Annotated in this window: 15 protein-coding genes; 11 read left to right on the top strand and 4 right to left on the bottom strand. The window is 67.4% G+C overall.

All coding sequences use genetic code 11. The annotated features are described in order from the left end of the window. Nucleotides 1-118: 118 nt before the first annotated feature. The 9 genes from ACZK29_RS06195 (at nt 119) to ACZK29_RS06235 (ending at nt 5667) form a co-directional block, all read left to right on the top strand. On the top strand, nt 119-1195 hold the full coding sequence (locus tag ACZK29_RS06195) for an NAD(P)H-dependent flavin oxidoreductase (RefSeq protein WP_111203368.1): 1077 nt from the start codon (nt 119-121) through the stop codon (nt 1193-1195). Further along, on the top strand, nt 1192-2004 hold the full coding sequence (locus ACZK29_RS06200; RefSeq protein WP_111203367.1) for an aminotransferase class IV family protein: 813 nt from the start codon (nt 1192-1194) through the stop codon (nt 2002-2004). Before ACZK29_RS06195 ends, ACZK29_RS06200 begins: the two co-directional genes overlap by 4 nt. 97 nt (nt 2005-2101) lie before the next feature. Beyond that, nucleotides 2102-2362: a 30S ribosomal protein S16 gene (gene rpsP / locus ACZK29_RS06205; RefSeq protein WP_005408594.1), complete on the top strand. Its 261-nt coding sequence runs from the start codon at nt 2102-2104 to the stop codon at nt 2360-2362. 44 nt (nt 2363-2406) lie between these two features. Continuing rightward, complete coding sequence (gene rimM / locus ACZK29_RS06210) at nt 2407-2919, top strand: ribosome maturation factor RimM (protein ID WP_010483256.1); 513 nt, start codon at nt 2407-2409, stop codon at nt 2917-2919. An 8-nt stretch (nt 2920-2927) separates the two neighbouring features. Further along, entirely contained in the window at nt 2928-3686 is a 759-nt protein-coding gene (trmD, locus tag ACZK29_RS06215) for a tRNA (guanosine(37)-N1)-methyltransferase TrmD (protein WP_111203366.1), read from the top strand. A gap of 154 nt (nt 3687-3840) precedes the next feature. Next, a complete protein-coding gene (gene rplS, locus ACZK29_RS06220) occupies nt 3841-4242 on the top strand; it encodes a 50S ribosomal protein L19 (RefSeq protein ID WP_005408597.1) in 402 nt (133 codons plus the stop codon). An 82-nt stretch (nt 4243-4324) separates the two neighbouring features. Further along, nucleotides 4325-4705: a DUF6404 family protein gene (locus tag ACZK29_RS06225; protein WP_111203365.1), complete on the top strand. Its 381-nt coding sequence runs from the start codon at nt 4325-4327 to the stop codon at nt 4703-4705. A 78-nt stretch (nt 4706-4783) separates the two neighbouring features. Further along, nucleotides 4784-5218 (top strand): DUF1801 domain-containing protein, encoded by a 435-nt coding sequence (locus ACZK29_RS06230; RefSeq protein ID WP_111203364.1) that lies wholly within the window; start codon nt 4784-4786, stop codon nt 5216-5218. Between the two features lie 38 nt (nt 5219-5256). Beyond that, nucleotides 5257-5667: a DUF1801 domain-containing protein gene (locus ACZK29_RS06235; RefSeq protein WP_111203363.1), complete on the top strand. Its 411-nt coding sequence runs from the start codon at nt 5257-5259 to the stop codon at nt 5665-5667. 69 nt (nt 5668-5736) lie between these two features. Here the strand turns inward: ACZK29_RS06235 and ACZK29_RS06240 are convergent, their stop codons facing one another. Further along, nucleotides 5737-7197: an MATE family efflux transporter gene (locus tag ACZK29_RS06240; RefSeq protein ID WP_478446805.1), complete on the bottom strand. Its 1461-nt coding sequence runs from the start codon at nt 7195-7197 to the stop codon at nt 5737-5739. Nucleotides 7198-7259: 62 nt separating this feature from the next. On the opposite strand from ACZK29_RS06240, the gene ACZK29_RS06245 reads away from it, so the two are divergent. Further along, nucleotides 7260-7499, top strand: coding sequence for a hypothetical protein (locus ACZK29_RS06245; protein WP_111203361.1), 240 nt, complete (start codon nt 7260-7262; stop codon nt 7497-7499). A gap of 9 nt (nt 7500-7508) precedes the next feature. Beyond that, nucleotides 7509-7916 (top strand): RNA-binding S4 domain-containing protein, encoded by a 408-nt coding sequence (locus ACZK29_RS06250; protein WP_111203360.1) that lies wholly within the window; start codon nt 7509-7511, stop codon nt 7914-7916. Between the two features lie 38 nt (nt 7917-7954). On the opposite strand, the gene ACZK29_RS06255 is transcribed toward ACZK29_RS06250, so the two are convergent. The 3 genes from ACZK29_RS06255 to mutS form a co-directional block, all read right to left on the bottom strand. Beyond that, a complete protein-coding gene (locus ACZK29_RS06255) occupies nt 7955-8557 on the bottom strand; it encodes a DUF937 domain-containing protein (protein ID WP_111203359.1) in 603 nt (200 codons plus the stop codon). Between the two features lie 108 nt (nt 8558-8665). Beyond that, nucleotides 8666-10309 carry a catalase gene (locus ACZK29_RS06260; protein ID WP_111203358.1) on the bottom strand — a complete coding sequence of 548 codons (1644 nt, stop codon included), beginning with the start codon at nt 10307-10309 and terminating at the stop codon, nt 8666-8668. A 193-nt stretch (nt 10310-10502) separates the two neighbouring features. After that, nucleotides 10503-13094, bottom strand: a complete 2592-nt coding sequence (mutS, locus tag ACZK29_RS06265) for a DNA mismatch repair protein MutS (RefSeq protein ID WP_478446806.1) — start codon at nt 13092-13094, stop codon at nt 10503-10505. Between the last annotated feature and the right edge of the window lie 9 nt (nt 13095-13103).

The following is a 13103-nucleotide window of genomic DNA, read 5'->3' on the forward strand; positions in this document are numbered from 1 at the left end:
GCGCCCGAGCCTGTGCTCGGGCGGCGTCGCGCAGGCGTCGCAACACGCCGCCGCGCAAGCTCGACTCTGCCCCCATCCTGCGCGCACCATGGGGGCCTGTCCGAAACGATGGGCCGTCATGCAGAGTTCCGCCGTATCTTCCCGCGTCGAGGCGTTCTGCCGGCGCTTTGGCGTTTCCGTTCCAATCCTGCTGGCCCCGATGGCCGGTGCCTGCCCGGTGCCGTTGTCGGCGGCGCTGGCCAACGCCGGCAGCATGGGCGCGATGGGCGCGGTGCTGTCGTCATCGGCCGATATCGGTCGCTGGATGGACGACTTCCGCGCGGCCTCCAGCGGTCCGGCGCAGGTGAACCTGTGGGTGCCGGATCCGGTACCGGCCCGTGATGTGGCCGCCGAAGCTGCCAGCCGCGCCTTCCTCGCGCAGTGGGGCCCGGAGGTGCCAGCCAGCGCTGCCGACGCCACGCCCGCCGATTTCGAGGAACAGTTTGCTGCGTTGCTTGCGGCACGTCCGGCGGTGGCCTCGACCATCATGGGCGTGCTGCTGCCGCGCCACGTGCAACAGCTGAAGGATGCCGGCATTGCCTGGATCGCTTGCGCGACCACGTTGTCCGAAGCACGCGCTGCCCAGGACGCGGGTGCGGATGCCGTGGTGGCGCAGGGAGTGGAAGCGGGTGGGCATCGTGGTTCATTCGATCCGGCGATGGCCGAGCGCCAGCTGGTGGGCCTGTTTGCGCTGTTGCCGCGCCTGGCCGATCACCTGCAGATTCCGGTGATCGCCGCCGGTGGTATCGCCGATGGCCGTGGCATCGCGGCCGCACTCACCCTGGGGGCCAGCGCCGTGCAGATCGGCACCGCCTTCCTGCGCACGCCCGAAGCGGCGATCGCCTCTGCGTGGGCAGACGGCTTGGCCGCCAGCGAACCGGAAGACACCTGGCCGACCCGCGCCTTCAGCGGGCGCCTGGGCCGCGGCCTGGCGACACCCTATGTACGCGCCGCCGCTGCGGAAGGCGCCCCGGCGCCGCGTCCGTATCCGGTCCAGCGCGGGCTGACCGCGCCGATGCGCAGGCAGGCCGCGCAGGAAAACCGCCTGGCGGCGATGCAGGCCTGGGCCGGGCAGTCGGCGTGGATGGCGCCGGCACAGCCGGCCGCCGACGTGCTGCGCGGCATGTGGGAACAGGCGCAGGCACTGCTGCGATGACGCTGACCTGCAACGGCCTGCCGGCACAGGTGGAGGATCTGCTGCCGGCGCTGGTCAACTACGGCCACTTCACTTCGCTGCAGGTGCGCGACCACGCCGCGCAGGGACTGGACCTGCATCTGGCGCGGCTGTCGCAGGCGACGCGTGAACTGTTCGGCAGCGAGCTGGATACGGTGCAGGTACAGACCTGGATGGCACAGGCCCTGCAACAGGCCGGCCTGGCCGATGCCTCGCTGCGGGTGACGGTGTACTCGCGCCGGTTCGATTTCCGCAACCCGCTGGCGGCGGTGCCGGTGGACGTGCTGGTGGCAGTATCAGCGCCGGTGGCCCTGGTCGCGCCCAAGCGCGTGCGCAGCGTGGTCTGGCAGCGCGAAATGGCGCAGATCAAGCACGTGGGCACGTTTGGCCTGTTCGCCGAGCGCCGCGCGGCGATGGCCGAAGGATTCGACGATGTGCTGTTCGTGACCGCTGATGGCGACGTGAGTGAAGGCAGCACCTGGAACCTGGCCGTGCACGATGGTGAACGGCTGCTCTGGCCGCAGGCGCCGGCCCTGCGCGGTACGGCCGAAGCGCTGCTGAAGCGGCATTGGCCCGATGCGCAGTTGACGCGGCCGTTGGCGCTGGCTGAACTGGGCTGTGTGAAGGCCGCTTTTGCCTGCAACGCCAGCGGCCTGTGGGCGCTGGAGGCCATCGACGGGCACGTGTTTTCTGGCTCGCAGGCCTTGGCTGAACGGGGCAGGGCGGTGCTGGCGGCGGTGCCTTGGGACAGATTGGGGCCAGATCCCTTTTGCGGCGCAAAAGCGATCTGACCCCAAGCGAACCCCCGGGGTTGGCTCGGCCGGGCTCTGCCGCTATAATCGCCCGCTTACCTCGCCATCCTGGCGACTGGGCAATAGGAAAAACACCATGGTCAAGATTCGACTGACCCGCGGCGGCGCCAAGAAGCGTCCGTTCTACCACATCATCGTCACCGACGTGCGCAGCGCGCGCGACGGCCGCAACATCGAGCGCGTTGGTTTCTACAACCCGGTCGCCCAGGGCGGCGAGAAGCGCATCGAGCTCGACCTGGCCCGCGTTGACCACTGGGTCAAGAACGGCGCCCAGCCGACCGACAAGGTCCGCAACCTGATCAAGGAAGCGACCAAGTCCCAGGCCGCTGCGGCCTGATCCTGACGGGCCACGCTTCGGCGTGGCCCTCTTGGTTGAAGCAGATGAAAGATATCGAGCGCCGCATCCTGCTGGGCAGGGTTGTCGGCGCTTTTGGTGTGCGCGGCGAGATCAAGCTCGAGTCCTGGACCGAGCCACGTTCCGCCATTTTCCGTTACCAGCCGTGGATCGTGCGCAGCCCGTCCGGCGTGGAAACCACGATTGAAGGTGTGCGTGGCCGCGACAGCGGCAAGCACCTGGTCGCCCGTTTCCCCGGCGTCGAGGACCGCGATACCGTCGAAGCGATGCACGGCACCGAGATCTACGTGGCCCGCAGTGCCTTGCCGCCGCCGAAGCCCGATGAGTATTACTGGGTGGACCTGGAAGGCCTGGATGTGAAGACCACCGAGGGCGTTGCCCTGGGCCAGGTCTCGCACCTGTTCAGCACCGGCGCCAATGACGTGGTGGTGGTCCGTGGCGACCGCGAGCGGATGATTCCGTTCGTGCAGCCGGACTTCGTCAAATCGGTCGATTTCGAGGCCAACCTGGTCGTGGTCGACTGGGATCCCGAGTTCTGAGTGTGAGCATGCGTTTCGACGTCATCACCCTGTTCCCCGAGTTCCTCGCCCAGTCCGCCGGACTGGGCGTGGTCGGGCGCGCGCAGGAGAAGGGGTTGTTCAGCCTGCACGGCTGGAATCCCCGTGATTACGCCGAAGGCAACTACCGCCGGGTGGACGACCGTCCGTTCGGCGGTGGCCCGGGCATGGTGATGCTGATCGAGCCGCTGCAGGCCTGCCTGCAGGCGATCCGCGATGCTGATCCGACCCCGGCGCGGGTGATCTACCTCAGCCCGCAGGGTGCGCCGTTGACCCAGGCCAAGGTGCGGGAACTGGCGGCACTGCCGCGCATGGTCCTGCTCTGCGGCCGTTATGAAGGCATCGACGAGCGTTTCCTGGAGGCCAATGTCGACGAGGAGATTTCCCTCGGCGACTACGTGCTGTCCGGCGGCGAACTGGGTGCGGCGGTGATCATCGACGCCGTGGCCCGCCTGCAGGACGGGGCCCTAAATGACGCCGAATCGGCGGCCCAGGACAGCTTCGAAGGTGACCTGGGCCTGCTCGACTGCCCGCACTACAGCCAGCCGGCCCAGCACCCGCTGGGTGACGTGCCGGATGTGCTGCGCTCGGGCAACCATGCGGCCATCGCGGCCTGGCGCCGCCAGCAGTCGCTGGTCCGTACTGCCGAGAGACGCCCGGACCTGCTGGATGAACAGGCGCTGGGCAAGGCCGACCGCAAGCTGCTGGAACAGGGCCGCCAGACCCGGAAACAGAAGGCCAACCCCTAGCGCAGGGCTGGCTTTATCGGCTATCATGGCCAATTACCGCCAGCCCCGGCCGGCGCGCGCAGTACCCACAACAAACGTGCAGCACAGTCCGGTGACTGCATGAGCCTACGTTGTCGACACGACACGCCCACCCGAACAAGAATCGGTGTAACCCATGAGCAAGCTGAACAAGTCCATCGTCGCGGAATTCGAATCCGCCCAGATCACCCGTGAACTGCCGAAGTTCAGCCAGGGCGACACCGTTGTCGTCAACGTGAAGGTGAAGGAAGGCAGCCGCGAGCGCGTGCAGGCCTACGAAGGCGTCGTCATCGCCACCAAGAACGCCGGCCTGAACTCCTCGTTCACCGTCCGCAAGATCTCGCACGGCTACGGCGTCGAGCGCGTTTTCCAGACCCACAGCGCCATCATCGACTCGGTCGAAGTGAAGCGTCGTGGTAAGGTCCGCGCCGGCAAGCTGTACTACCTGCGTGGCCTGGAAGGCAAGGCTGCCCGCATCAAGGAAGACCTGGCTGCCGCTGCTGCCGCCAAGGCTGCCCGTCTGGCCGAAAAGGCCTGATAAACAACTTCGGTTGTTGCCGCGACGGCCACCTTCGGGTGGCCGTTTGCGTTTCCGGCATCGCATCGGCCACGATCAGGTGATGAACGACATCAACCCGCACTATCCCGCTGTGATCCAGGCGGCATTGCGCTTCCTCGACGGCAAGGGGCTGGCGCGCGTGCAGTCGGCGCCGCTGCTGCACCGCCTGCTGTGGCGCCTGGGCATTGCCCTGCCGCCACCGATCCTGGCCGGCTTCGGCATCAATGCGCTGATGCAGGGCCTGCTGTTCGGGTTGTTCTGGACCGCGCTGATGTGGCTGATGCTGTGGCAGGGCAGCGAGCGCCCGCTGGCGCTGCTGCTGGTGGCTGGCCTGTTGGCCGGCGCGCTGTTCGGCGTGGTGATGGCGGCCCTGATGCGCGCGCTGCGCCGCCACCGCAAGCTGCCGGACTGGCGGCAGTTCCGCGCGGGGCAGGCGGACTGAGCCGATGGCGCAGTGCGCCGTGACCACTCGGCGGGTCCGCGCTAGGCTGCAGCTTCATCCCGATGGACGTATCGTGCGATGCCTGCCAAGCGAACCGCACCTTCCACTGCGCCCACGCTGCTGTCCGGTGGCAACCCGCAGATCGCCAAGGGTGAGGGCGATGCCCCGGTGCAGGCCTACATTGCCGCCATGCCGGACTGGAAACGTCCGATCGGCGCGCGACTGGATGCATTGATCGAGCAGGCCGTACCTGGCGTGCACAAGGCGGTGAAGTGGAACTCGCCGATGTATGCGGTTGCGCCGGGCGAAGGGTGGTTTCTCAGCTTCCATTGCTTCACCCGCTACATCAAGGTCGCGTTCTTCCGCGGCGCTGCGCTGAAACCGGTGCCGCCGGAGCCGTCCAAAAGTGCCGATACGCGCTACCTGCACATTGCACAGGATGGCGTACTGGATGAAGCACAGTTCCTCGACTGGGTGCGCCAGGCCGCCGCGTTGCCCGGCGAGCGCATGTAGCCCCGACATTCTGATTCCTTTCCCGACGAGAACCGCTGATGGCCACGCATGCCCCCAACCCGGCCGATGCCGGAACACCGGCCACCGAGTTGATCGATGCACGCATCGCCGAGCTGGGAGACTGGCGTGGCGAAGCGCTGGCACGCGTGCGTGCGTTGATCCATGAAGCGCTGCCGGATGTGCAGGAAACCTGGAAGTGGCGCGGTACGCCGGTGTGGGAGCACAACGGCATCCTGTGCACCGGCGAAACCTACAAGCAGGCGGTGAAACTGACCTTCGCCAACGGGGCGGCGCTGCCCGATCCGAAAGGCCTGTTCAACGCCAGCCTGGACGGCAATACGCGGCGCGCGATCGACATCCATGAGGGCGCGATGCCCGATTCCGCGGCGTTGAAGGCGCTGCTGCGCGCGGCGGCCACGTTCAACGCGGCGAAAAAGAAGAAGCGGTAGAGCCGGCCGCTGGCCGGCTGTTGCACGATGCTTCCGGAGAGGTCTGAAGGTGCCGGCCAGCGGCCGGCACTACCGCAGCGGCGCTGCATCCGGGTCAGCCACCGGCGACGGTGGGCAGGCGGGAATTTCCGAGGGCGTGGCCAGTTCTTCGGCATGCGAGGGCTTGCCCATCATCTTCGCCTTGCGCCAGCCACCCCAGCGGTAATACGCCAGCGACAGCAGCATCGACACCAGCGAGCTGACCGGGAAACTCCACCAGATCGCATCGGCGCCCCAGTACGGCTGCAGCAGTTCGGCGAACGGCACGCGCACGCCCCACAGCGAGCCGGCCAGGATCAGCAGCGGCGGAATCACCGCGCCGGTGGAGCGCACCACGCCGGAGATGACGAAGCTGACACCGAAGAACAGGAACGAGCCGATCACCACGTGATTGAGGTGGCGGGCGATGTCCAGCGCCTGGCTGGCCGGAGGCAGGAACAGCGCCAGCAGCTGGCGATCGAACACCACCAGCGGCAGGATCAGCGCGCCGGTCAGCAGGAAGTTGAACAGCACGCCCTGGCGCGCGGTGCCGCGCACGCGATCCCAGCGCTGCGCACCGACGTTCTGTGCGGCCATCGACGAGCACGCTGCACCGATCGCCATCGCCGGCATCTGCAGGTAGTTCCACAGCTGCAGCGCGGCGCCGTAACCCGCGCCGGTGTCGGTGCCGTACTGGTTGACCATGGTCATCAGCAGGATCACCGACAGCGAGATCAGCACCATCTGCAGGCCCATCGGCACGCCCTTGACCACCAGCGCCTTGAGGATGGTCAGGTCGAGCTTGAACAGGCGCATGTCGGCACTGCCCAGCCACAGCGTGTGGCGCTTGTGCCGCATGTACAGCAGCAGGCCTGCCAGCGACAGCGTCTGCGCGACCAGCGTGGCCCAGGCCGAGCCGGCAATGCCGAGCGCAGGGAACGGCCCCATGCCGAAGATCAGCACCGGGTTCAGCACGATGTCCAGCGCCACCGAGACCATCAGGAAGCGGAACGGCGTGCGCGAATCGCCGGCACCGCGCAGCGCGGCGGTGAGGAAGGCGAACGCATACAGCGTCGGCATCGCCAGGAAGATGATCCGCAGGTAGGCCTCGGCCAGCGGCAGCGAGGCGGCCGGGGTGCCCATCGCCGCCAGCAGCGGGTGCGCCATGAACCAGCCGGCGATGGCGATGATCACCGACAGGCCGATGAAGAAGGTGGCACTGGTGCCGACCACGCGCCGCGCCTGGGCGATGTCGCGCGCGCCGATCGCCTGGCCGATCAGGATGGTCGAGGCCATGCCGAAGCCGAATACCGAGCCGATCAGGAAGAACATGATGTTGTTGGCGTTCGCGGTGGCGGTCAGTGCCGCTTCGCCGAGGAAGCGCCCCACCCACACCGCATTCACCGAGCCGTTCAGCGACTGCGCGATGTTGCCCGCCAGGATCGGCAGCGAAAACAACAGGAGATTGCGGCCGATCGGGCCGGAGGTCAGGTCAAGCGGCGCTTTGGCCATGGAGTGGTGATCGAATCCCGGGAGGCGCACACTAGCACCAAGCCGGTTTGCGGGATGTGGCAATGCATCAACGACTGCAGGTGACGCGGGCTCTGGCGCTGGCCTTGATCGGCGCCACACTGGCCGCATGTTCGACAGGTGACCGGCTGGGCGATACCCAGGTGCGGCCGACCGACCGTCCCGAGTGCCTGGTCGGCAGCCAGCGCCAGGATCTGTCCGCGGGTGTGCCGACCCTGATCGGCGGCACCGGCTGCCGGACCGACCCCGACCATCCGCGCCCTCTGAACAAGCCACCGGAGTAGTCCAGATCGATGCATGAACTTTCCCCGCTGTCGCCCAGTGTCCGCCTGGACATCTGGCTGTGGGCGGCCCGTTTCTTCAAGACCCGCAGCCTGGCCAAGCAGGCCATCGAAACCGGCAAGGTCAGCGTCGCCGGCCAGCGTCCGAAATCCTCGCGCGCGGTGCGCGTGGGCGAGCAGCTGCAGGTGGACCGTGGCGAGGAGTATTTCGAGGTCCAGGTGCTGGGCCTGAGCGATCAGCGCGGGCCGGCACCGGCGGCGCAGCAGCTGTATGCCGAGAGCGAGGCCTCAAAGGCGCGCCGTGCCGAACAGCGTGCGCTGCGTATCGCCGCACGCGATGGGTTCCAACCGCCGGAGCACAAGCCGGACAAGCGCGCGCGGCGGTTGATCCGCGCGCTGGGCGATATCGACGCGTTGTAAGCAACAGGGCGCCGGACCGGGTCCGGCGCCCGCAGACCTCAGCGCTTGCCGCCCAGCAGGCTGCCGCCGATCTTCAGCAGATCGCCCACACCGAGCTGGCCGTCACCGTCCTGGTCCAGCAGGCTGCCGAGCAGACCACCGGCAAGACCGCCCTGTTGCTGCACCTGCTGTTTTTCCTGGCCGAGTGCCTGGCTGAGTGAGCCGGCATCGGCCTGGCCGCCACCGAGGCGCTGGGCAAGGAAGGCCATCACGATCGGGGCAAGGATCTGCAGCAGCTGGCTGGTGCGGCCGCTGTCGAGCTGGGTGGCCTGGGACAGGCCGGTTTCCACCTTCTGCTGGCTGCCGCCGAAGATGTGGCCGAGGATGCCGGCGCCGTCGCTGGCGGCACCACCGCCACCGCCACCCAGTACCGAGCCGAGCACGCTGCCCAGGTCCAGCCCACTGTGGTTGTTCTGCAGTGCGCCGAGCAGCGCCTGTGCGCCCTGAGGCTGCGAGGCGTTGTTGCCCAGTGCACCCATCAGTACCGGCAGTGCCGCGCTGATCGCGCCGGAAGCCTGGGTATCGCTGATGCCGAGCTGCTGGGAGACCTGCTGCAGCGGCGCGCCCTGCAGTTTGGCAAGAAGTTCATCGGTCAGGCTCATCAGGGGAATCCTCGATTGGGGTTGGGCGTGCAGAAGGTACGACGCGGACCGTTAAAACGGCGACGCCGCCTCACGGGGAGGCGGCGTGCCGTACACGGGGCAGGGCGATCAGAGCTCGATGTCTTCGGCGCCCGGGGTCGCGGTGGGGAAGTCCGCTTCCGGCTGCGCCGGCTTGAACGGATCCGACGGCTGGCTGGCCAGCGCCTTCAGGGCCGCGGCAATGCCGGCGCCATAGGCCGGGTCGGCCTTGCTGCAGTTGTCGATGTGGCGCTGCTTGATGAAGTCCGGCGCATCGCCCAGGGCACGGGCGGTGTTGGCGAACAAGCGGTCCTTCTGCGCCTGGTTGTAGCTGCGGAACAGCGCACCGGGCTGGCTGAAGTAGTCGGCGTCGTCTTCGCGGAAGTTCCAGAAGTCGGCGTCACCGCGGATCTTCATCGGCGGCTCGCGGTACTCCGGCTGCTCCTGCCACTGGCCGTAGCTGTTCGGCTCGTAGTGCGGCAGGCCACCGTAGTTGCCGTCCACGCGCATCGCACCGTCGCGGTGGTTGCTGTACACCGGGCAGCGTGCGGCGTTCACCGGAATCTGGTGGTGGTTCACGCCCAGGCGGTAGCGCTGCGCATCGGAGTAGGCGAACAGGCGCGCCTGCAGCATCTTGTCCGGCGAGGGGCCGATGCCCGGCACCAGGTTGCTCGGTGCGAATGCCGACTGCTCAACGTCCTGGTACCAGTTGACCGGGTTGCGGTTCAGTTCGAACTGGCCCACTTCGATCAGCGGGTAGTCGCTCTTCGGCCATACCTTGGTCAGGTCGAACGGATGCACGCGATAGGTTTCCGCCTCCAGCTCCGGCATGACCTGGATGAACAGCTTCCACTTCGGGAAGTCGCCCTTCTCGATCGCGGCGAACAGGTCGCGGCCGTGGCTTTCGCGGTCATGGCCGACCAGGATCTGCGCCTGCGCGTCGGTCAGCGATTCGATGCCCTGCTGGCTTACGAAGTGGAACTTCACCCAGAAGCGTTCGCTGTCGGCGTTGGTGAAGCTGTAGGTGTGCGAGCCGAAACCGTGCATGTGGCGGAAGCTGCGCGGAATGCCGCGGTCGCTCATCACCACGGTCACCTGCAGCAGGGCTTCGGGCAGCAGCGTCCAGAAATCCCAGTTGTTGCGTGCGCTGCGCAGGTTGGTGTGCGGGTCGCGCTTGACCGCCTTGTTGAGGTCGGCGAACTTGCGCGGGTCGCGCAGGAAGAACACCGGCGTGTTGTTGCCGACCAGGTCCCAGTTGCCTTCCTCGGTGTAGAACTTCAGTGCGAAGCCGCGGATATCACGCTCGGCGTCGGCGGCGCCACGCTCGCCAGCCACCGTGGTGAAGCGGGCGAACATCTCGGTCTGCTTGCCGACCTTCTCGAACAGCTTGGCGCGGGTGTACTTGCTGATGTCGTGGGTGACGGTGAAGGTGCCGAACGCACCCGAGCCCTTGGCGTGCATGCGGCGCTCGGGAATGATCTCGCGGTTGAGGTTGGCCAGCTTTTCCAGCAGCCACACGTCTTCCATCAGCAGCGGGCCGCGCGGGCCGGCGGTCTTGCTGTTCTGGTTGTCCACCACCGGAGCGCCGAAGGCCGTGGTCATCGGCGTGACCGGATCGTCGCCCTGCTTCTGCTTGGGCGTGGTGCTCAGCTCACGCTGCTGCTGGGCGCCTTCCTCGGGCGACGGGGCGCTGTGGTACGGGCACTTGGCGTTGTTGTTGTCGGACTGGCTCATCGGCTGGCTCCTGGTGGCGGTGAAGACGTGGGAGAAACATCTTCACTCGACTGTAGCTAGGGCCAGATGAAATGAATAATCGAATGATCCATTCAGGTTGATAGATTCTGTCAATTGAAACGCAGATTCGGATTTGCGTAATCTTTCGACGGCCTCGCGCACGGTAGCGGGAGGCCATCGGCGTGTGCTGCGGTTACAGCAACACTTTCAACCGGTACAGGGCTTCCAGCGCCTGCTTCGGCGTCAGTTCGTCCGGGTCGATCGCTGCCAGCGCTTCCTGCGCCTTGCTGGCCGGTGCGCTGAACAGGCCGAACTGTTGCGGCGCATCCAATGCCTGCGGCGCCAGCTCGGCGGCATGGCTCTCGCCGCCGCGCTGTTCCAGCTCGGCCAGGCGACGACGTGCCTGCGCTACGGTGGCCCGCGGCAGGCCGGCCAGCGCAGCTACCTGCAGGCCGAAGCTGCGGTTGGCCGGGCCGTCCTTCACCGCGTGCATGAACACCAGCGCTTCGCCATGCTCGACCGCATCCAGGTGCACGTTGGCGATGCCGCTGCGGCCGCCCTCGTGCTGCTCGTCGGCCAGCGCGGTCAGCTCGAAGTAGTGGGTGGCGAACAGCGTGTAGCAGCGGTTCTGGTAGGCCAGGTGGCGGGCCACCGCGTCGGCCAGCGCCAAGCCATCGTAGGTGGAGGTGCCGCGGCCGATCTCATCCATCAGCACCAGCGAATGGGCGGTGGCGTGATGCAGGATGTAGCTGGTCTCGGCCATCTCGACCATGAAGGTCGACTGCCCGCGGGCCAGGTCGTCGCCGGCGCCGATGCGGGTGAGGATGCGGTCGATCGGGCCGATCAGCGCACGGCTGGCCGGCACGAAGCTGCCGATGTGGGCCAGCAGCACGATCAGCGCGTTCTGCCGCATGTAGGTCGATTTACCGCCCATGTTCGGGCCGGTGATGACCAGCATGCGACGGTCCGGATGCAGGTCCAGATCATTGGGTTCGAACGGCTGCTCGCGCACCGCCTCAACCACCGGATGGCGGCCACGCTCGATCTTCAGGCACGGCTCGGGCTGCAGCTCCGGGCGCGCCCAGTCCAGCGCCTGCGCGCGTTCGGCGAAGGCTGCCAGCACGTCCAGCTCGCTCAGTGCAGCGGCGCACTGCTTCAGTGGCTCCAGTTGCCCGCCCAGGGTATCCAGCAGCTGCTCGTACAGATACTTCTCGCGCGACAGCGAACGGTCGCGCGCGGACAGCACCTTGTCTTCGAAGGCCTTCAGTTCTTCGGTGATGTAGCGCTCGGCATTGGTCAGCGTCTGGCGGCGGGTGTAGCGCACCGGCGCGCGGTCGGACTGGCCCTTGCTGATTTCGATGTAGTAGCCGTGCACGCGGTTGTAGCCCACCTTCAGGGTGGGAATGCCGCTGCTCTCGCGCTCGCGCAGTTCCAGGTCGACCAGGAACTGGTCGGCATGGGTGGACAGGCGGCGCAGTTCATCCAGCTCTTCATCGAAGCCGTCGGCCAGCACACCGCCATCGCTCAGTTTCAGCGGCGGCATTTCGGCGATGGCGCTGGCCAGCAGCTGCGCGCACTCATCGTGTTCGCCCAGCGCGGCATGCAGGGCCTGCAGGCGCGGCGAATCCAGCGGCGCCAGCACCTCGCGCACCGCCGGCAGCAGGCCCAGGCCATCGCGCAGGGTGGAGAAATCGCGCGGGCGCGCCGAACGCAGTGCGACGCGGGTGAGGATGCGTTCCAGGTCGCCGAGGCGACGGAACTGTTCGCGGATGTCGGCGTCGCTGCCGCGATCGATCAGGGTTTCCACCGCATGGTGGCGCTGCACCAGCACCTCGCGCAGGCGCAGCGGGCGGTGCAGCCAGCGCCGCAGCAGGCGGCCGCCCATCGGCGTCACCGTGCTGTCGAGCACGCCCAGCAGGGTATTGCGGGTATCGCCGTCGACGCGCGTATCCAGTTCCAGGTGGCGACGGGTGGCGGCATTCATCGCGATCGCCTCGCCGGCGGTTTCCATCGCGATCGAGGTCAGGTGCGGCAGGCGCTGCTTCTGGGTTTCCTCGACATAGCCGAGCAGGGCACCGGCGGCGGCGGTGGCACGTGGCTTGTCATCGATACCGAAGCCGCTCAGATCGTGCAGCTTGAAGAAGTTCAGCAGCTGGCGGCGGCCGCTGTCGGCGTCGAACAGCCACGGCGCACGGCGGCGCACGCCGGTGCGCTGGCGCAGGAAGTCGGGCCAGTTCTCCTCGTCGGGCACCAGCAGCTCGGCCGGCTCCAGGCGGGCCAGCTCGGCTTCCAGCGCGTCGTCGGTCTCCACCTCGTTGACCAGGAAGCGGCCACCGGCCAGGTCGGCCCAGGCCAGGCCGTAGCCCTGCTTGCTGCGCGACAGGGCCATCAGCAGGGTGTCGCGGCGTTCGTCCAGCAGCGCCTCGTCGGTGACGGTGCCGGGGGTGACGATGCGCACCACCTTGCGTTCGACCAGGCCCTTGGCCAGCGCCGGGTCACCGATCTGCTCGCAGATCGCCACCGACTCGCCCAGCGCCACCAGCCGTGCCAGGTAGCCTTCGTAGGCATGCACCGGCACGCCGGCCATCGGAATCGGTGCGCCGCCGGAGCTGCCACGCTGGGTCAGGGTGATGTCGAGCAGGCGCGCGGCCTTGCGCGCGTCGTCGTAGAACAGCTCGTAGAAGTCGCCCATGCGGAAGAACAGCAGCAGGTCCGGATAGTCGGACTTGGCTGCGAAGAACTGCTTCATCAGCGGGGTGTGTTCAGCGGACTTGTCTTTGGACATGGGACTCGT

The organism is Stenotrophomonas sp. 89682_Sma, from assembly GCF_056481405.1.